18 protein-coding genes are annotated in these 18,153 nt (G+C 52.2%); 4 read left to right on the top strand and 14 right to left on the bottom strand.

The window, feature by feature from the left end; translation table 11 throughout:
- Positions 1–22 precede the first annotated feature (22 nt).
- Positions 23–700, top strand: a complete 678-nt coding sequence (locus BM231_RS02600) for an ankyrin repeat domain-containing protein (protein WP_093516498.1) — start codon at positions 23–25, stop codon at positions 698–700.
- A 48-nt stretch (positions 701–748) separates the two neighbouring features.
- Here the strand turns inward: BM231_RS02600 and BM231_RS02605 are convergent, their stop codons facing one another.
- From BM231_RS02605 to argC, 3 genes are all read right to left on the bottom strand, one after another.
- On the bottom strand, positions 749–1,285 hold the full coding sequence (locus BM231_RS02605; RefSeq protein WP_093516500.1) for a tetratricopeptide repeat protein: 537 nt from the start codon (positions 1,283–1,285) through the stop codon (positions 749–751).
- Positions 1,286–1,374: 89 nt separating this feature from the next.
- Entirely contained in the window at positions 1,375–1,980 is a 606-nt protein-coding gene (leuD, locus tag BM231_RS02610; protein ID WP_093516502.1) for a 3-isopropylmalate dehydratase small subunit, read from the bottom strand.
- 40 nt (positions 1,981–2,020) lie between these two features.
- Positions 2,021–2,968 carry an N-acetyl-gamma-glutamyl-phosphate reductase gene (argC, locus tag BM231_RS02615; RefSeq protein ID WP_167550256.1) on the bottom strand — a complete coding sequence of 316 codons (948 nt, stop codon included), beginning with the start codon at positions 2,966–2,968 and terminating at the stop codon, positions 2,021–2,023.
- A gap of 357 nt (positions 2,969–3,325) precedes the next feature.
- On the opposite strand from argC, the gene BM231_RS02620 reads away from it, so the two are divergent.
- Complete coding sequence (locus BM231_RS02620) at positions 3,326–8,134, top strand: NAD-glutamate dehydrogenase (protein ID WP_093516504.1); 4,809 nt, start codon at positions 3,326–3,328, stop codon at positions 8,132–8,134.
- Between the two features lie 177 nt (positions 8,135–8,311).
- Here the strand turns inward: BM231_RS02620 and BM231_RS02625 are convergent, their stop codons facing one another.
- The 11 genes from BM231_RS02625 to hisB form a co-directional block, all read right to left on the bottom strand.
- Positions 8,312–8,617, bottom strand: coding sequence for a hypothetical protein (locus BM231_RS02625; RefSeq protein WP_063309127.1), 306 nt, complete (start codon positions 8,615–8,617; stop codon positions 8,312–8,314).
- Positions 8,618–8,769: 152 nt separating this feature from the next.
- A complete protein-coding gene (locus BM231_RS02630) occupies positions 8,770–9,027 on the bottom strand; it encodes a SemiSWEET family sugar transporter (protein ID WP_057463038.1) in 258 nt (85 codons plus the stop codon).
- A 165-nt stretch (positions 9,028–9,192) separates the two neighbouring features.
- Positions 9,193–9,972, bottom strand: a complete 780-nt coding sequence (locus BM231_RS02635) for a GNAT family N-acetyltransferase (protein ID WP_093516506.1) — start codon at positions 9,970–9,972, stop codon at positions 9,193–9,195.
- Positions 9,973–10,064: 92 nt separating this feature from the next.
- Positions 10,065–11,027 carry a hypothetical protein gene (locus tag BM231_RS02640; protein WP_093516508.1) on the bottom strand — a complete coding sequence of 321 codons (963 nt, stop codon included), beginning with the start codon at positions 11,025–11,027 and terminating at the stop codon, positions 10,065–10,067.
- Between the two features lie 326 nt (positions 11,028–11,353).
- Complete coding sequence (coaA, locus tag BM231_RS02645; protein ID WP_093516510.1) at positions 11,354–12,319, bottom strand: type I pantothenate kinase; 966 nt, start codon at positions 12,317–12,319, stop codon at positions 11,354–11,356.
- Between the two features lie 54 nt (positions 12,320–12,373).
- A complete protein-coding gene (locus BM231_RS02650; protein ID WP_057463034.1) occupies positions 12,374–12,697 on the bottom strand; it encodes a phosphoribosyl-ATP diphosphatase in 324 nt (107 codons plus the stop codon).
- Between the two features lie 54 nt (positions 12,698–12,751).
- Positions 12,752–13,531, bottom strand: a complete 780-nt coding sequence (gene hisF, locus BM231_RS02655) for an imidazole glycerol phosphate synthase subunit HisF (RefSeq protein ID WP_057463033.1) — start codon at positions 13,529–13,531, stop codon at positions 12,752–12,754.
- Positions 13,528–14,271: a 1-(5-phosphoribosyl)-5-[(5-phosphoribosylamino)methylideneamino]imidazole-4-carboxamide isomerase gene (gene hisA / locus BM231_RS02660; protein WP_093516512.1), complete on the bottom strand. Its 744-nt coding sequence runs from the start codon at positions 14,269–14,271 to the stop codon at positions 13,528–13,530. Before hisA ends, hisF begins: the two co-directional genes overlap by 4 nt.
- A gap of 45 nt (positions 14,272–14,316) precedes the next feature.
- The gene (gene hisH / locus BM231_RS02665; protein ID WP_093516514.1) at positions 14,317–14,970 is read right to left on the bottom strand and encodes an imidazole glycerol phosphate synthase subunit HisH; all 654 of its coding nucleotides are present in this window, start codon (positions 14,968–14,970) and stop codon (positions 14,317–14,319) included.
- A 13-nt stretch (positions 14,971–14,983) separates the two neighbouring features.
- On the bottom strand, positions 14,984–15,457 hold the full coding sequence (locus tag BM231_RS02670) for a DUF2628 domain-containing protein (protein ID WP_093516516.1): 474 nt from the start codon (positions 15,455–15,457) through the stop codon (positions 14,984–14,986).
- Positions 15,458–15,492: 35 nt separating this feature from the next.
- On the bottom strand, positions 15,493–16,086 hold the full coding sequence (gene hisB, locus BM231_RS02675; RefSeq protein ID WP_008548769.1) for an imidazoleglycerol-phosphate dehydratase HisB: 594 nt from the start codon (positions 16,084–16,086) through the stop codon (positions 15,493–15,495).
- A 204-nt stretch (positions 16,087–16,290) separates the two neighbouring features.
- Here hisB and pyrF point away from each other — a divergent pair, with 204 nt between their 5' ends.
- Positions 16,291–17,007 carry an orotidine-5'-phosphate decarboxylase gene (gene pyrF, locus BM231_RS02680; RefSeq protein ID WP_093516518.1) on the top strand — a complete coding sequence of 239 codons (717 nt, stop codon included), beginning with the start codon at positions 16,291–16,293 and terminating at the stop codon, positions 17,005–17,007.
- A 135-nt stretch (positions 17,008–17,142) separates the two neighbouring features.
- Complete coding sequence (gene pcp, locus BM231_RS02685) at positions 17,143–17,811, top strand: pyroglutamyl-peptidase I (protein WP_093516520.1); 669 nt, start codon at positions 17,143–17,145, stop codon at positions 17,809–17,811.
- The last annotated feature ends 342 nt before the right edge of the window (positions 17,812–18,153 follow it).

The raw sequence follows: 18,153 nt of genomic DNA on the forward strand, positions 1-18,153 counted from the left end.
ACTCAAAGAGGAAGTTGCTCCCATGCCAAACACAGTCAGTAAAGTATTTGCAGGAGCCGTTGTGGCGACACTGCTCACTCTGGGCGGGCTAAACTCTTCTGCGCTCGCTCAAAATTATACAGAGCAAGATGTATTTGCTGCAGTAGAGGCGAATGACATGAAGGCATTAGACCAAATTGCAAAAGGCGGAGCGTCGCTGGATGCCCGTGACAGTTCTGGTGATACAGCGGTTATCATTGCAGCCAGACGCGGAGATCTTGAGCTATTCGAGCACCTGGTCAATCTCGGCGCTAACATCAATCTGATGGATGCCAAAAAACGTGATGTGCTGAACATAGCGATCTCCACGAACAACCCTGAACTGGCACGATTGGCTCTGGACTTAGGGATCGACCCTTCCATGGTCACATCTGTCTATGAAGGCTCTGCACTCATCTACGGCAGCCATCAGGGAGCTGTCGAGATTGTTTCCATGTTGATTGATGCTGGTGCACCGCTTGACCATGTCAACAATCTGGGCTGGACCGCCCTTCTTGAGGCAACCATTCTTGGAGATGGCAGCGAACCTTATCAGATAATCGTCAAGAAACTCGTTGATGCCGGAGCTGACAAAACCATCGCCGACCGCAACGGCGCCCTCCCAATCAGCCACGCCCGCAACAAAGGCCACACAGCAATTGTGCAGCTCTTGGAAGACTAAGGTTGCTTAAGGGGATGGAAGTTGGTGAGAAAGCAAAGCGCTTTAGCCTCAAGCCTCTTTAAGTAGCTTTTCCCAGTTAGACCAAGCTTTGGAGGTTGGTTCCTCACTAATCAACCGCAAGATCAGCCCTTCAAATCGCTTCCGGCTAGAGGGCTCAAGACCTGAAAGAGGGGATCGGGTGAGCTCTTTGCCTGTTCGTGTTTGAAAGAATTCCAGAAAATCTTCATTAGCTTCAATGCGCTGGGCGAGCTCGGCCAATGTAATACCGGTTGCCTTTTCTATCGCGAGTCTAAAGTCCTTGATTGCTTCTTGGGAGCGATCAAGGTGACTAAGTGCAATGCCACGTTCTAAGTACAACATCGCAAGCTTCTTTTCTTCAGATGCGATGAGGGTGTTTAAGAAACCTGTTGTGATGGAAATGCTGCAAGCGCGAGCCTTTCTTTCTGCATCAATTTCAGGCCTCTGACAGGTTCCAGCAAAAATGCTGGAAGTGAAACCTAAAATCAAGATTGGAAGGAATAGAGCTACGAAACACCAGTTAAATGCTGCTTTGAATGAGAAACTTTTGTCAGCGCCTTGCTTCATTCAGATCTCCATGGATAGCACCGTATAGAGTCCATATAGCAAGGACGCCACAAGGGCGCCCTGAAAAACTTTGCTTCACACCGACTTGCTCAGTGCCAGGGATGGCTCAGTCCGAGCTTGTCTTCGTAGCTGTCGATGTGGTCGGTTTTTTCAAAAGTCTGGCCAATGTCGTCAAGGCCGTTCAGCAGGCAATGCTTGCGGTGTGGGTCCAGATCAAACTTGATTGAGCCGCCATCCGGGCCGCGAACTTCCTGTTCTTCCAGATCAACTGTCAGAGTCGCATTCGCACCGCGGGATGCATCGTCCATAAGCTTGTCGAGATCTTCCTGACACACCACGATCGGCAGAATGCCGTTTTTAAAGCAGTTGTTGTAGAAGATGTCAGCAAAGCTGGTGGAGATCACACAACGAATGCCGTAATCCAGCAGAGCCCAAGGTGCGTGCTCACGGGAAGAGCCGCAGCCGAAGTTGTCGCCAGCAACAAGGATCTGAGCATTCTCGTAGCTTGGCTTGTTCAGCACAAACTCTTCGTTCTTGGAACCGTCGTCGTTGGTACGCATCTCATGGAAAAGTGCAGTTCCAAGGCCTGAACGCTTGATGGTTTTCAGAAACTGCTTCGGTATGATCATATCGGTGTCGATGTTGACCAGTGGCAGCGGCGCAGCAACGCCTGTCAGTGCTGTAAACTTTTCCATGGAATACTCTCCTCGGATCTCTGGAATTCTCTAATTTTTATTAGGCTACAGCGAGATCAATGCTCTCGTTCAGGCCCATCATAATATTCAGGTTTTGGACGGCAGCGCCGGAAGCGCCCTTGCCAAGGTTGTCATAGATTGCGACCAGCAGAGCTTGGTGTCGGTCATCATTGGCAAAAACGTGCAACTGCATTTTGTTGGTGCCGTTGAAGATTTCCGGGCTCAGGTCCTCAATTGCGTTGACGCTTTCAAATCCTGCGACCTCTACATCACCAGCAATGCTGGAGAAATGGTCATCAAGCACAGCATGCAGGTCTTTGCCCTTTGGTGCATTGCGAAGCTGACCCAACTGCAACGGCACAAATGTCATCATGCCCTGTGCGTAGTTGCCAACCGCAGGCTGGAACAAAGGCGCATGAGCAAGGTCAGCATATAGCTGCATTTCCGGTAGATGCTTGTGTCCAAACTGCAAACCATAAGGCCAGTAAGAAGATGGCTTGTCGCTGGCTTCATACTTTTCAATCATCTGACGGCCACCGCCAGTATAACCGGAAACTGCGTTCACAGTGAGTGCGTGAGTGGACGGGATAAGCCCAGCTTCCAACAGCGGACGGACTGTCGCGATCACACCTTGCGGGTAACAACCCGGATTGGAAACAAAACGCGCGTTGGAAATGATCTCCGCCTGATCCTTCGTCATCTCAGGGAAGCCATAGGCCCAATCTGGATTAACGCGGTGCGCAGAAGATGCATCAATCACGCGAGTGCTGTCGTTCTTGATGAGCGACACACTTTCCAGTGCAGCTGCATCTGGCAAACATAGGATCGCAACATCAGCTGAGTTCAAAAGCTCTGCACGAGCTGCCAGCTCCTTGCGGCGCTCCGGAGCGATGCTGAGGATCTCGATGTCACGGCGCCCGGCCAGACGCTCGCGGATCTGTAGACCCGTCGTTCCGGCTTCTCCATCAATGAACACGCGCACTGACATTTTTGACTCCTTGGAGCTTGTAGTTGGAATTAGGTTCATGGGTTGTACAACGTCCATCACCCATTGTCACAGAATAGGGCGCGTTTTTTTAGGCCTCTGTCCTCAATTGGCAGTTGAGGGGGGCTCAAGCAACTTCAGGTTCACAGGAAGGGCTTTTCGAATATTACCAGAATTCCCGTATGTCGCTCACATCCGAACACATTCTGCTGAAAACGATGTTTTTGCGGGATTCTTGTCGCGTTTCGCATTGAAATATTGAGTAAATGCACCTTAATAGGTTTCAAAGGCATAGGCCGCGTCCATGTGGCATGTTCGCGCAGCCTGTGCCGACTATAATGTTGGATGAGGAACGCCTGAATGTCTGTAACGACAGCCGAGGCTAAAGCTGGGCTTATTGCCGATACCTGTGCACTGCTAATTGACGATAACGAAGACGAAGCAAGGTTTGCCGAAGACCTCTTCTCTCACGCCGATGCAGAAGATCTCCTGAACTATACCCCATCGGAGCTTGCGGTCGTATCGCAGGAAGCCTGGGCTGATTTCGCAAATCACCCGCTGGGGACCCATCGTATTCGTGTTTTCAACCCGCAGCCAAACGCTGACGGCAAGCAGCTCGAAGACATTACCATCGTTGAAATCGTCAACGATAACATGGCTTTCCTCGTTTCCTCCGCGATGGGGGCAATCCAGACAGCAGGCTACGAAGTACGCCTCGTGCTGCACCCACTCTTCATCGTAGAGCGTGATGATGATGGCGGCCTGCAAAAATTCCACGGCACTGTTGGTCTGGGAGGACCATCCGTTCGCCGCGAAAGTCTCATCCATATCCACCTTACACGCTTGAATTCTGATGAGGACATCAAGAAACTCGAAGAGACTCTTGATCTTGTTCTCAACGATGTCCGTCAGGCCGTGCAGGACTGGCGCCCAATGCGCGACAGAATCCAGCTGGCGGTTGAAGAATACCAGCAGGTCCGCGCAAAAGCAGACAACAAGCAGTTTGACGAAGCAATCGCCTTCCTTGAGTGGATGGCGGCTGATAACTTCACCCTTCTGGGTATTCGCGAGTTCATTTTCGATGACACCAGCGAAAACAGCGAACTCTCTCTGATCGAAGGCTCTGGCCTTGGCATTCTGACCGATCCGAAGGTTCGTGTGCTCCGCAAGGGCTCTGAATTCGTTGTTATGACACCGGAAATCAGAGAGTTCCTGCTGAAGCCGGAACCATTGATCATCGGTAAAGCCAACATCCGCAGCCGCGTTCATCGTCATGTGCACATGGACTATGTTGGGGTGAAGCTGTTTGATGATGAAGGCAAGCTTCGCGGTGAACTGCGCGTTGTCGGCCTCTTCACCGCAACAGCGTACACCCGCTCAACCAGCTCCATTCCATACATTCGCCACAAGACTGCGAAGGTAATGAAAAAGCACGGCTTTGATCCGGAAAGCCACAGCGGTCGTGCACTTCGCAATATCTTGGAAGGTTATCCGCGTGATGACCTGTTCCAGATCGACGTTGAAACGCTATCCAACTTTGCAGATGCGATTCTTCAGCTTAACGAGCGTCCGCGCGTCCGTGTTCTGTCCAGAACCGATAAGTTCGACCGTTTCGTATCGATCATCACCTACATCCCGCGTGATCATTTCACCACGAGCATTCGTGAGCGAGTTGGTAAGTATCTGGCAAACGTTTACGAAGGACGTCTGTCTGCCTGGTACGCAACCTTCCCTGAAGGCCCTCTCGTCCGCGTTCACTACATCGTTGGTCGTTATCTCGGTGACACGCCTCAGCCGTCTCAGGCCGAGCTGGAAGCCTCTATTCAGGTCATCGTCCGCACCTGGACAGACAGCCTGCGGGAAGCGCTCCGCTCAGTCTATGGCAACGCCATCTCTGGTGCACTGCTGAAGCGGTATGGCTCTGCGTTTGATGGTGAATACACCTCCGCGACACCAGCAGTGACCGCGACCAAGGATATTCGCCGCGTTGAACAGCTGGGCGAGAAGCGTCCGCTTGTCATCAGCTTCTATAAGCGCGAGCGTGAGGGTAAGGGCCAGATTTCTCTGCGCGCCTACCACCTCAACAAACCGATTCCGCTGTCTGCTCGTGTGCCGATGCTCGAAAATCTCGGGTTCCGCGTCATCAATGAGAGAACCTACCGGATTACTCCGTCAGATCGCGAACTCAGCTACCTGCACGACACCACGCTGCATCTGGATGAAAACCGCTTCCGCAACTTCACAGAAGCAGACATCGAGCGCCTCGGTGCATTGTTCCTCGCAGTCTGGAACAAACAGGCTGAAAACGATGGTTATAACGCCCTTGCACTGACAGCAGGATTGGCATGGCGTGACATTGCCATGATCCGGGCGCTCTCCCGCTACTTGCGTCAGGCTGGAATCCTCTATTCTGAAGATTATATGTGGGGAACTCTTAACCGCTATCCACAGATCGCTCAGCAGCTGGTGCACCTGTTCCATACACGCTTCGATCCTACACTCGGAACGTTTGAACGTTCGGGTAAGGAGGGGCGTCTGATTGATGAGATTTCCGCAAGCCTTGATGAAGTAACGAGCTTGGATGACGACCGTATTCTCCGTCGTTTCCAGAATTTGATCCTGGCGACACTGCGCACCAACTTCTTCCAGTTGGATGACGCTGGTCAGCCAAAACCGACCTTCGCGTTCAAGCTTGACCCGCATAAAGTGGAAGGCCTGCCAAAGCCGCTGCCATATCGCGAAATCTTCGTGTACAGCCCGCGCGTTGAAGGCGTGCACATGCGCTTTGGTCCAGCTGCTCGTGGTGGCCTGCGTTGGTCCGACCGCGCTCAGGATTACCGCACAGAAGTGCTTGGCCTTGTAAAGGCGCAGCAGGTCAAAAACGCTGTGATCGTTCCTGTGGGGTCTAAAGGTGGCTTCCTGCCGAAACAGCTTCCAAAAACTGGCAGCCGTGATGAGTGGATCGCAGAGGGAACAGAAGCCTACAAGATCTTCATCTCCTCCCTGCTGGATCTGACAGATAATCTGGACGCTGATCTCATCCTGCCTCCAGAGCTGGTTGTTCGTCATGATCAGGACGATCCATACCTCGTTGTGGCAGCTGATAAAGGCACCGCGACCTTCTCAGACACCGCCAACGCAATCTCAGAAAGCAAAGGCTTCTGGCTGGGCGATGCATTCGCTTCCGGTGGTTCTGCTGGATATGACCATAAGAAGATGGGCATTACCGCACGCGGCGGTTGGGAAGCTGTGAAACGTCATTTCCGTGAAATGGATCGTGACATCCAGAAAGAGCCATTCACCGCATGTGGTGTTGGTGACATGTCTGGAGACGTGTTCGGCAACGGTATGCTGCTTTCAAAGGCAACCAAACTGGTTGCTGCTTTCGATCACCGCGATATCTTCCTTGATCCGAACCCGGATCCTGCTGTGACCTGGGATGAACGCAAGCGCATGTTCGATCTGGGACGCTCGTCCTGGCAGGATTACAACAAGGAACTACTCTCAGAAGGCGGCGGTATCTACCCACGTTCTTCCAAGTCTATTCCTTTGACCATTCAGGTTCAGAAGATGCTCGGCCTCAACAAGTCGAAAGCATCTCCTCAGGAGGTCATGACCGCTATCCTGAAGATGCAGGCAGACCTGCTGTGGTTCGGTGGTATCGGTACATACATCCGCGCTTCTGACGAAAACAACAGCGACGTAGGTGACCGTGGCAACGACGCAATCCGCATCACAGCGGCTGAAGTCGGTTCGAAAGTCATCGGCGAAGGTGCAAACCTCGGCATCACACAGAAAGCTCGTATTGAGTTCTCTCGTGCCGGTGGCCGCTGTAACTCTGATGCGATCGACAACTCCGCTGGTGTGAACTCTTCCGATATGGAAGTGAACATCAAGATCGCGCTGGGCGCAGCAGTGAAGAAGGGTACCCTGACCACTCCGGACCGCAACGTTCTCCTTGCAGATATGACAGATGAAGTTGCTCAGCTGGTGCTGCGTAACAACTACCTGCAAACTCTGGCAATCTCGCTCTGTGATCGTCGTGGTCTTGAAGATCTGGGCTATCAGGTCCGCATGATGCGTCAGCTTGAATCTCAGGATCTGCTGGATCGTGTTGTTGAAGATCTGCCGGATGATGTGACTATTGAGGAACGTGAAAAAGCAGGCCAGCACCTGTCTCGTCCAGAACTGGGCGTGCTGCTGGCATACGCAAAACTCACGCTTCATGATGAGCTGCTGAACAGCTCCGTTCCTGATGATGCCTACCTCGCGAAGGAGCTTTACCGCTACTTCCCGAAACAAATGGCAGAAACCTATACTCAGGAAATCGAAGGACACCGTCTGCGTCGCGAAATCATCGCAACCATGCTGGCGAACTCCATCATCAACCGGGGTGGCCCTGCATTCCTGACCCGCATCATCGATCAGACCGGTGCGTCTGTTGCTGATGTAGCACGTGCCTTCGCCGTAGTGCGCGATGCGTTTGGATTGACCCAGCTGAACGAAGAGATTGATCGTCTTGACAACACCATCTCCGGTGATCTGCAGCTAGAGCTTTATACTCTGGTTCAGGATCTGGTGCTGGGTATGGTAATCTGGTTCCTGCGCAACGTCTCCTTCGAAGATGGCCTGGAAGCAGCGATCAACCGCTTCCGCGATACCGTCAAGCGTCTGTCTCCACGTTTGGAAACGTTCCTTTCCGAAGAACGGGCAGCAACGCTCAAAGCGGAAACAGATCGTCTGGTAGAAGCTGGCGTTCCAATCATGATCGCGGCTCGCATTGCCCGTCTCATTGGCGAAATGGTGATCCCGGATATCGTTTTGGTCTCCGAAAAAGCCAACCGTGATGTGGACGAAGTTGCAGCCTCCTACTTCCGCGTAGCCGAGCACTTCAAGTTCGGTGCGATTGAAGAGTTGGCTCGTGAGTTTGTCATTCGTGATTACTACGACGGGCTGGCGCTCGACCGTTCCCGCTCCATTCTGGCCAATGCTCTGCGTGATCTGGCTGCTCAAGCCCTGGCAGATGCAAACGGCTTTGACGGCTGGCTGGAACGCAATGGCGGTAAAGCTGAAAGAACGCAGCAGGCAACCAACGAGATTTTGGAGAAGAACCTGTCGGTTTCCAAGTTCTCTGTGGCAGCTGGAATGCTGGCAGAGCTTGCAAACTAAAGCGTATTCCCGAAACGTGGTTCCGGTTTTCCTATGAGAATACGCGCAAAAATAAAGAGTTAGAGCTTGGTGCGTGAATGTATTTGAACGCAACATGCTCTAAGCGATTTGAATAAGACAAAACAAAACCCCGGTGCAGCACCCTGCATCGGGGTTTTTCGTTGCCTGAGACCACATTTATCTGTTCTTGGCGTTCTTCTCTTTTTCCATCGCCAGCCGCATCTCAAGGTCGGAGATATGCTTCATCGCGGCCTTCTTGTCCTCATCACTGGAGGCGGCGCGATACTTCTCACGCGCGGCCGCAATGTCGTGGGTTAGCTGCACTTCGCGTGGGGCAGCTGCACGATCAAGCACACTCTTGTCTACACCTTCGACGCGCTCTTCTTCGACCTTGGTTCCTGACTTTGAACGGAGCGCTTCCAACTGCGCTTTGAGTTCCTGTTGGGCGGCGGCGTTCTTGTTGTTCTTATTGAGGTCGAACATGCTGGTTCCTTCTCACGTGTCAAAACATATCCTCCCCATAGATATGAATTTAAACCAGCGTCTCTGTCTATTACGTCCCGAAAGGTGTGCTGAACCTGAGCTTAATGCTGTGGGCCTCTATCTATTCAAATCCGACCATTCTGTGCGCGATCTTATTTATAGATCAGCTTGGCGGTCACAATCGCACCAACCGCGATAATGGAGATGATATTGCCAACAACAAGCGGCCATGCCTCCATCATGATGCCATAGACAAACCAGAGCACTACAGTGCTCAGCACAAGAAGGTTTGCAGCAAGGGAGAGGTCTTTTGTCTCGCGAGACCGCCACGTTTTCACGGTCTGCGGAAGCCAGCACAAGGTGCCAATAATGGCAGCGAGATAGCCGATGTAATCTGCATAAACGAGCATAGTGATAATCGCATTTGTAATGTGAGATAAGAAAAGCTTGGGTAGGTGAAAACAGAGTAGCACAACATGAAATCTAGCGTAATAGGTGCATGTGCGGCAGGTCTTCGCACAAAAAAAGCCTCGGCGCACCGAGGCTTCATCATCATTAGGTCGGCTAAGAGGTCGTTAAAAGACTCGGACCTCTTCTCGCGCAACCAGTTCGGACAGCGTTTTGATGCGCGCGCCGTTTTCCTTGAAGTTCGCAGGCGAAAGCCACTTCTCAAAGGAAGCACGCAAAACGGGCCATTCGCTGTCAAGCACCGAGAACCAGGCCGTATCCAGGTTCTTGCCTTTGACAACGGATGCCTGACGCAATGTTCCCTCGTAGCTGAAGCCTAGGCGCACAGCTGCTTTACGAGACACTTTGTTCAAGGCATTACACCGCCACTCATAACGACGGTAGCCCCATTTATCGAACACCCGCTGCATCATCAGGAACATCGCTTCCGTGCCACCGCACTTGCGTTGTAGCAGGGGGGAGAAGTGGATGTGCCCAACTTCAATGCTGCCAGTTTCAGGCACAATGTTCATGTAACTTGCAACACCAAGAGCTTTCCCGCCTTCTTGTTCAATGATAGCAAATGAAAACGGGTCGTTCCCGGCAGCCAACTCCTTGATGTATTGCTCAAAGCTTTCAAAGTCTGGAAAGGGGCCTTCATCCAGATAAGTCCAGTTACGGCCTTCAGCATCGACGCTGAACGCCTCATACAGGTCTTCCGCATGCTTTTCAGGATCCAATCGCTCCAGTCTGCAAAAGTGACCGACCATCGTCTCGTCTGTCGGCAGCTGAGCTGGAGCCCAATCCAACATATCTTCGCCCACGACCTGCCCCAGTTCGTTCTGGTTCTGAGAGGGATCCTTTTCGGATTTCTCTGCGGATTTCAGTGCAGCTAGATATGCAAGCATTTTAGGCCTCCTCGGAATGTCCCGATCTGGAAAGTTTAAAGCACCAAAATGACAAAACCCCGACCTCTCAGTCAGGGTATCATCAACAGATGTTAAAGGCGTTCGGAAGGATCGTTCTTTCTTACAAGAGCAGCACTTCCGCGTTCATCGTCGTCTTTGTCTTTCCTCGAAGACGTAAACGCCCAAAAACTCCGTTTGATGTCGCCTTTGGCAAAGCAGTCGTAAAAGTCACGCCGTCCATACATGGAATTCTTGCTACAGCCATAGCCGTACCAGTAGCAGGTATCGCTTTTCTTCACCTCGATATGGCCATGACGATTGCGTTTGTCACGGTTATAAACGCAGATCGAGCCATCCGGCGCACGGTCAGGACTGCTTACGCGCAGGCGTTTAAAGCCATATTTTGGGAGAGCTTTGATTGCCATGTAAGCCGAGCCACCCGGAATATAGGTGTCTACCAGACCTTCAGAGATCAGATGTTTTTTCACATAGCGATAGCAGTATGTCATGCCGCGACGGCGGCGTGTTGAGCGAGCACCGCCAGAGCGTGCTGCCAATACTGCTCCTGCATAGCCGACATAGCTATCTTCTTCGCTACCGGCGATCTTGTCTGCTTCCTCACGGCTGAGTTTGGCAACCTCAGTCAGCGTGTAGGTCGAAAAATCTGCTTTAGAAACGTAAATGTCAGAGGTGACGCTGCCCTCTTCGTCCGGCTGGTCAACACCCAGACGAACTAGTTCGCCTTTGGTTGGGTCTATCGCCCAGTCCAGAACGCTCAGCTGTGCACCAACAGGTAGAATTTGTTGAAGAGAGGAGCCTGCCTTACCGTCTTCAGCTGTCGCCCAGCCCTTAGCAAGAATTGGCTTGGCAACATTATAGTTGCCGGAAGTGGTCATCTTGTTTTGCGGAAGAGTATCTTTGCCGGAAAGCAGAGAAACTGGCTCCTCTGGTGAAGAAAGGTCACCAAAAGAAGCGTTTGGCCCTGCAGCAACTGCTGTAGTGAGAACCAGAAAACTAAACCCTGCATACGCGGATACTTTTGCAAGCTGTAGCATAATTCCTCCGAAAGCCCTTTTTAGGCACAGCAGCACCGGTTCCCGCGCGCGTTGCATCGCGAGATTGCTAGAACTTGGCAATAAAAAACGGTCGAGGCGCTCACACGCTTCGTGGTTCATGCCAGTCTAATGATGGTGCGCAGCTGTCGTTTTACTGACGCAAGCTCCTGCTCGGGGGCATTTTGCACGCCGGCAGGCAAAACTTTCCAGCAAGCCTTCCAGAGAAAGCCTGCGGGCACTCAGTGCTCAAACACATGCAATACAGGCTGGCGCCTGCCTCTCGGTGCCAGTCTGTTAGTCAGCAATGTAAGAGCGCATTTGCTCGTTTAGATCTTGCGCAGCGCCACGGTTTCGATGCTGTGGTCTGTTCCCTTTGTCAGGATCAGATCAGCGCGTGGTCGCGTCGGCAAGATGTTCTGGCGAAGGTTCTCCAGATTGATGTTCTGCCAAAGGTCCTTCGCGATCTCTTGCGCCTTATCATTCGAAATTGTGGAAAATTTATGGAAATATGAACCGGGATCTCGGAATGCCGTCTCACGCAGACGCATGAAACGCTCCAGATACCAGCGTTGCAGCACTTGCTCTTCCGCATCAATGTAGATGGAAAAGTCAAAGAAATCAGAGACAAAGGGCACTGCCTTGGCCGCTTTAGGTTGATGCGAAGTCTGCAAAACGTTCAGCCCTTCGACGATCAAAATATCTGGCTGTTCGACTGTGACATGCTGTCCCGGCATCACATCATAGAAGAAATGAGAGTAAATCGGGGCGCGAACTTTGCGCTCCCCACCCTTAATGTCTGTCAGAAATTTGAGCAGTGCAGAGCGGTCATAACTCTCAGGAAAGCCCTTCCGACGCATCAAACCTTCTGTTTCCAGAACAGAGTTAGGATACAAAAATCCATCGGTGGTAATCAGGTCCACTTTCGGGCTGGCGGGCCAGCGTGAAAGTAGTGCCTGCAACAGGCGGGCTGTCGTTGACTTGCCGACAGAGACCGAACCCGCAATACCAATGATGAACGGTGTTCGGGTCAACTGCATGCCCAAAAAGCGCTTCGTCGCAAACTGAAGGCTTTGGGAAGCTTCCACGTAATAGGCAAGCAGACGAGACAGAGGCAGGTAAATATTCTTCACCTGCTCTTGAGACACAAAGTCATTGAGCGATTGCAGGTCTTCAATTTCCTGCATGCTCAACGTCATTGGTGTGTCTGCGCGTAAAGACGCCCATTCAGTCTCTGTAAAGACAGAGTAGGGGGACAGGTCCAGCTCTTGCACTGGAGCGAGTTCTTTATGCATAGCGTTAGCGCTCAAGGCCCCTCGTGCCTCCCACTTCGCGTGACAGGAAGAAAACTAGTCGTCCGTACGGGACGCTTTTTCTTCCAGTCCAGTTTGTCCGGTGCGTGCTGCAAGCTTAGCTAGAACTTCATCCAGCGACACATCGGAAACCTTCATAACAACAAGTAGATGATACAGCAGGTCAGCTGCTTCAGAAGCAACGCCGTCCCTATCACCTTCTACGGCTGCAATCGCAGTTTCAACGGCTTCCTCTCCAAGCTTTTGTGCACACTTGGAAACGCCCTTTGAAATGAGTTTGCGGGTATATGACATTTCATCGTCACTGTTCGCACGTGCAGCAACAATAGCCTCTAGGTCCGAAAGGGTAAAATTGGTCATTTGGCTAGCCTTGTTGAGGCCGCTTCAGGTTTACTCTGAATACCTGAGCGAAATTTACTTATCCAGACGCATAGGAATTCCAGCATCTGCCATGTGTTGCTTGGCTTCTTCAATGCTGTAAGTCCCAAAATGGAAGATTGAAGCAGCAAGCACAGCAGTCGCGTGTCCGTCACGAACACCCTCAACCAGATGATCCAGAGTTCCAACCCCACCGGAGGCGATCACAGGTACATGTACAGCATCCGCAATTGCACGGGTAAGCGGCAAATTGTAGCCCTCTTGCGTGCCATCACGGTCCATAGATGTAACAAGCAACTCACCAGCGCCCAGATCCACTGCCTTACGAGCGAACTCAACAGCATCAATGCCGGTTGGCGTACGGCCACCATGTGTGAATATCTCAAAGCGCTCTTCTTCGCCTTCAGCCGAAACGCGCTTGGCATCAATGCTGACAACAATACACTGGCTGCCAAATTTCTGAGCTGCTTCCCGAATAAACTCAGGATTTTTCACCGCTGCAGTGTTGATTGAAACTTTGTCAGCCCCGGCGATCAGTAGTTTGCGGATGTCTTCAACAGTGCGCACACCGCCGCCTACGGTCACTGGCATAAAGCAGGCTTCCGCAGTGCGTTGCACAACATCATAGATGGTGTCGCGGTTGTCGCTGGAGGCTGTAATGTCAAGGAACGTCAGCTCATCTGCACCAGCTGCGTCATAAGCTTTAGCTGCCTCAACAGGGTCGCCAGCATCGATCAGGTCAACAAAGTTGACGCCTTTCACAACACGGCCATCCTTCACATCAAGGCATGGAATAATGCGTGCCTTCAGGGTCATGCGAGGCCCTCACGGCTTTTCTTGATCAGATTAAGTGCTTCAGCAGGGTCAAGACGACCGTCGTACAAGGCACGACCAGAAATCGCGCCCTCAAGAATATCGCAATCCGTTTGCACCAGACGCTCAATGTCCTTGATATCTGCCAGACCACCGGACGCAATAATCGGAATGCTCACTGCATTGGCAAGCTCCAAAGTACTCTCGATGTTCAGGCCTTTCAGCACGCCATCGCGGTCAATGTCGGTGTAGATGATTGCAGCAACGCCAGCATCTTCAAACTGCTTTGCCAGTTCAATCACGGTCAGTTCAGAGGTCTCTGCCCAGCCTTCAACGGCAACCTTGCCGCCTTTTGCGTCGATACCAACAGCAATGCGATCAGGGTACTTCTTGCAAGCTTCCTTCACCAGCTCAGGGTCACGCAGAGCTACGGTGCCGAGAATGACACGTGCAACACCTTTGGCCAGCCAGTTGTCGATGTGCTCCATGGTGCGGATACCGCCGCCCAGTTGAACAGGGTTGGTGGTACTGGCAAGGATCGCATCAACAGCTGCGCCGTTTTTGGTTTCACCCGCAAACGCGCCATCAAGGTCAACAACGTGCAGCCATTCAAAGCCTTGATCCTGAAACGCCTTTGCCTGCGCACCTGGGTCATCGTTAAACACGGTTGCCTGATCCATGTCGCCCAGTTTCAAACGAACGCACTGGCCGCCTTTAAGGTCAATCGCTGGAAAAATAATCATAGTTCTGTCCTTGGACTTGTCTGTGTCACTGAAAGCGGGCAGCCGTTACGGCGCCCAGCTCAGGAAATTGGAAATCAAAGAGAGGCCGAGCTTCTGGCTCTTTTCCGGGTGAAACTGCGTGCCGACCATGTTGTCTCGTCCAACCATCGCAGTGAACTCACCCGCATAGTCAAAGCTTGCCAAACGGTGTTCAGGGTTCGCGGTCGCAAAGTGATAGGAGTGCACGAAGTAAGCGTGCAGGCCATCACCGCCGGTATTGATGCCTTCAAGCACCGGATGCTCATCACCGGTAACGTTGATGGTGTTCCAGCCCATGTGAGGAATTTTCAGCTCAGGATTAGCTGGTTTCATCGCAGTGACGTCACCACTGATCCAGTCCAGCCCCTCGGCTTTCTCAAATTCAAGCCCGCGAGTCGCCAACAGTTGCATACCCACGCAAATCCCCATGAAAGGTTTGCCTTTGGTCAGCACAGCTTCCGCCAACGCCTCTTCCATACCGCCAACAGCCTGCAGGCCACGACGACAATCGGCAAAAGCGCCCACGCCTGGCAGCACAATGCGGTCAGCCTTGGCAACAACTGAAGGATCAGAAGTTACCGTCACCTCATGAGTATGATGATGGTTATGGGCTGCATGCTCAAACGCTTTTGCTGCGGAGCGCAAGTTGCCAGAACCATAATCAATAATTGCCACACTCATGAAGAAACTCCTGTTATCGCTTGAGTGTCATTCCAACGACGTCAGTGTCGCTGGTTTGTGGAGCCATTGGCCCCTGTGGAAGCCGCACTTCACTTTTGGCTTTGGAAACGCGGTCAAAGAAACGAATTTCTGCCTCATCCAGATTGGCGGCAGTGATAAACCCGACAGTCTGCCAGTTTTTGCGGCGCAGGCTCCAGCTTTTCAAGAACCCGGCTTCCATCGCAAAAAACAAAGTGGCCAGCACGGTGATAAAGCCGCCAGTGGTCGACCCAAAGGCTTCAGCAATAAACACCAGCGCAATGATTGCTGCCAGATAACCGAGGAAGACCAGCCACATCCGGTTGTACAAAGACCAGAGGAGAGGGAAGAGCATCGCCCACCACGAGAAACCGTCTTTCACGAACTTGATGTTTCGTGCGTCCTCGTCCCTCAGGTGGTCAAGTGAAACCCCTGGTTCGGTCATGACATAATAGACAGCCAATTGCATTCTCCCTGAACAAACAGAGCTGCGGGCCGAAAAGGTTAGCCGCCAAGCTGACCTTTTGTAGTTGGCACGCGTCCACTCTGGCGTGGATCTGGTTCGATAGCTGTGCGTACAGTACGCGCAACTGCTTTAAAGCATGTTTCCGCAATATGATGGCAATTGGTGCCATATAGGTTTGCAATGTGCAGTGTAAAACCTGCATTCATGGCAAACGCACGGAAGAACTCCTCAAAAAGCTCAACATCAAACGTGCCAACCTTGTCCCTTGGGAAGTCTACCTGCCAGACAAGGAAAGGACGACCGGAGACATCCAGAGCCACGCGGGTCAGGGCTTCATCCATCGCAAGGTGCGTGTCTGCATAGCGGGTGATGCCGCTCATGTCGCCAAGCGCTTCTTTAAACGCTTGCCCCAGAGCAATGCCCACATCCTCGGTGGTGTGGTGGTCGTCAATATGGGTGTCACCATCTGCGCGGATCGTCATGTCCACGAGCGAATGTCGGGAAAGCTGTTCCAACATATGATCAAAGAAACCAACACCGGTTTTGATGTCGTACTTGCCTGTGCCATCCAGATTGATGGAAACAGAGATCGTCGTTTCTTTTGTGCCGCGGGCAATAGTGGCCTGACGCATGGGATGTCCCTTGATAAGTTTATAGTCCTTATACTCGTGCAAAACCCCTGCACAAGCATTTAAAGACGCGCCGTTTTAACAGGCTAAGGGATCGCTGAAAATACCCAAAGATGAAAAAGCTAGGATCTGCTACTCCCTCTGGTATTTCTCGGCACAAACTGTTAGGAACTGAGCCGTTTATCTAGCAGATATTTGGAGCCTCGCATGTCTTATCGCCCAGCAAATGCAGTTGATCGCCTGATCCTCCCTCTGGATGTTCCAACAGTTGATGAGGCCCGCCAGCTCGTCAAGCAAACACAAGGGCTTGTAGGCACTTACAAAATCGGCATGCAACTCCAGTTCGCAGGAGGTCTTCAGTTCGCTGAAGAAATGGCGAAGGAAGGGCACTCCATCTTTCTGGATGTGAAGCTCCTGGATATTGACAACACCATCACCAGCGCAGTGAAAAACGTCGCAAAAATGGGCATGAAGTTCATGACCGTGCACGCTTACCCGAAAAATATGCGCGCAGCCGTAAGGGCATTGGAAGAAGTCGGCAACAAAGACCTCTGCCTGCTAGGCGTTACCGTGCTCACCTCAATGGATGAGCAAGACCTCAAAGACGCAGGTTATGTCGGCCCAACAGCAACCTTGGTGGAACAGCGCGCTCTTGATGCGGTTACCGCAGGTGTCGGCGGCATCGTCTGCTCGCCAATGGAATCCGCTGCCATGCGCGCCAAAGTTGGCGATAAGCTCTGCATCGTGACCCCAGGCGTACGCCCTAAAGGTGCAGATGCTGGTGATCAGCGTCGCGTCATGACCCCATACGATGCCATCAAAGCAGGGTCCGACTACCTCGTCATCGGCCGGCCAATCTACCGCGCTGAAGACCCCCGCGCAGCAGCTGAAGCTGTGGTCGCTGAGATCGAGAGCGCTCTGTAAGGCCCAAACTGCACAAACTCGTGAGCCTCTGTCATGCAGAGGCTCTTTTTGCTTCATCTGTCTTTGTCTCTTGAACAAAGGCTTAAGCTGCTCTGGGTACCATTTGCGCGATCTGCACGAGAGGGAGCGCATTTTATGGAAACTATTCTCATCACAGGCTTTGGCGCGTATGCCAATACGCCTACCAATCCGGCAGAAAAGCTTGCGCTGGCGCTGGATGGTGAAGAGATCGCTGGTGCTAAGATTGTCTCTCGCATCGTCTCCGGCAGCTATTTTCACTGCATAGAAGAAACCGTGGCCGCCATGGAAGAGCTGAAACCCAGCTCTGTCCTAATGCTGGGCGAATATGGTGGTCGCTCCATGATCACTCTGGAGCGCCTCGCACAAAACCTCAACGACTGTGCCCGTTACGGCGTAACCGACACCGCAGGTGTCACACTTCAGGGCGAGTTGACCGTGCCAGATGGGCCGGTTGGCTACTACGCAACTGTTCCTCTGCGCGCCATGACACAAGCCATGCGGGATGCTGGGGTACCAACGGATATCTCGGACTCAGCTGCCACGTTCTGTTGCAATCATCTCATGTACGGTGTCTTGCACCACATCGTGAAACACAATCTCCCGGTTCGGGCTGGTTGGGTGCACCTGCCTCATTTGCCAGAGGTTGCTGCTATGATCCAAAACCTCGGTGCTCCAAGCATGTCCGTCGACACTCTGGTCAAAGGCATGCGAGCCGGAATTGAAGCGTTACAGGCAAATCATCAGGACCAGAACATCAATATCATCTCCAAGATGTTGATCTGAAAAGAGCATGCCCGGGCACGAATAAAGTGATGCATCGGGCACAAAAGCGCCTTTCAACACTTATCCATACCCTCTGACGCCGAGTTTAGCAGATGTGATCAGGTTGGGTTGTGCTTTTCAAATCTCACAACTTATACGACTGCCCTCGCAGTTTTGCGGGTCAGCCCAGATCACAGCGGCGTTATTTAGGTGGTAAGATTGACGATTTCCGCACGCCCATCACGGCTTTGTGTCTCATAGAAGACAGTTTCTGCCCTTATTCCAATTCATAGTGGTGACGAGAACTTCCTGCCTCAAAAACGGGGAGCTCTTAGGAGAAAATTCGATATTTTCTGCCACTAT

Origin of the sequence: Pseudovibrio ascidiaceicola, assembly GCF_900114245.1 — a bacterium.
Classification (GTDB): Bacteria; Pseudomonadota; Alphaproteobacteria; order Rhizobiales; family Stappiaceae; genus Pseudovibrio; species Pseudovibrio ascidiaceicola.

Excerpts from the sequence above, each read along its gene's own strand:
- BM231_RS02600 (WP_093516498.1), top strand. The coding sequence starts at position 23 with ATGCCAAACACAGTCAGTAAAGTATTTGCAGGAGCCGTTGTGGCGACA.
- BM231_RS02605 (WP_093516500.1), bottom strand. The coding sequence starts at position 1,285 with ATGAAGCAAGGCGCTGACAAAAGTTTCTCATTCAAAGCAGCATTTAAC.
- leuD (WP_093516502.1), bottom strand. The coding sequence starts at position 1,980 with ATGGAAAAGTTTACAGCACTGACAGGCGTTGCTGCGCCGCTGCCACTG.
- argC (WP_167550256.1), bottom strand. The coding sequence starts at position 2,968 with ATGTCAGTGCGCGTGTTCATTGATGGAGAAGCCGGAACGACGGGTCTA.
- BM231_RS02620 (WP_093516504.1), top strand. The coding sequence starts at position 3,326 with ATGTCTGTAACGACAGCCGAGGCTAAAGCTGGGCTTATTGCCGATACC.
- BM231_RS02625 (WP_063309127.1), bottom strand. The coding sequence starts at position 8,617 with ATGTTCGACCTCAATAAGAACAACAAGAACGCCGCCGCCCAACAGGAA.
- BM231_RS02630 (WP_057463038.1), bottom strand. The coding sequence starts at position 9,027 with ATGCTCGTTTATGCAGATTACATCGGCTATCTCGCTGCCATTATTGGC.
- BM231_RS02635 (WP_093516506.1), bottom strand. The coding sequence starts at position 9,972 with ATGCTTGCATATCTAGCTGCACTGAAATCCGCAGAGAAATCCGAAAAG.
- BM231_RS02640 (WP_093516508.1), bottom strand. The coding sequence starts at position 11,027 with ATGCTACAGCTTGCAAAAGTATCCGCGTATGCAGGGTTTAGTTTTCTG.
- coaA (WP_093516510.1), bottom strand. The coding sequence starts at position 12,319 with ATGCATAAAGAACTCGCTCCAGTGCAAGAGCTGGACCTGTCCCCCTAC.
- BM231_RS02650 (WP_057463034.1), bottom strand. The coding sequence starts at position 12,697 with ATGACCAATTTTACCCTTTCGGACCTAGAGGCTATTGTTGCTGCACGT.
- hisF (WP_057463033.1), bottom strand. The coding sequence starts at position 13,531 with ATGACCCTGAAGGCACGCATTATTCCATGCCTTGATGTGAAGGATGGC.
- hisA (WP_093516512.1), bottom strand. The coding sequence starts at position 14,271 with ATGATTATTTTTCCAGCGATTGACCTTAAAGGCGGCCAGTGCGTTCGT.
- hisH (WP_093516514.1), bottom strand. The coding sequence starts at position 14,970 with ATGAGTGTGGCAATTATTGATTATGGTTCTGGCAACTTGCGCTCCGCA.
- BM231_RS02670 (WP_093516516.1), bottom strand. The coding sequence starts at position 15,457 with ATGCAATTGGCTGTCTATTATGTCATGACCGAACCAGGGGTTTCACTT.
- hisB (WP_008548769.1), bottom strand. The coding sequence starts at position 16,086 with ATGCGTCAGGCCACTATTGCCCGCGGCACAAAAGAAACGACGATCTCT.
- pyrF (WP_093516518.1), top strand. The coding sequence starts at position 16,291 with ATGTCTTATCGCCCAGCAAATGCAGTTGATCGCCTGATCCTCCCTCTG.
- pcp (WP_093516520.1), top strand. The coding sequence starts at position 17,143 with ATGGAAACTATTCTCATCACAGGCTTTGGCGCGTATGCCAATACGCCT.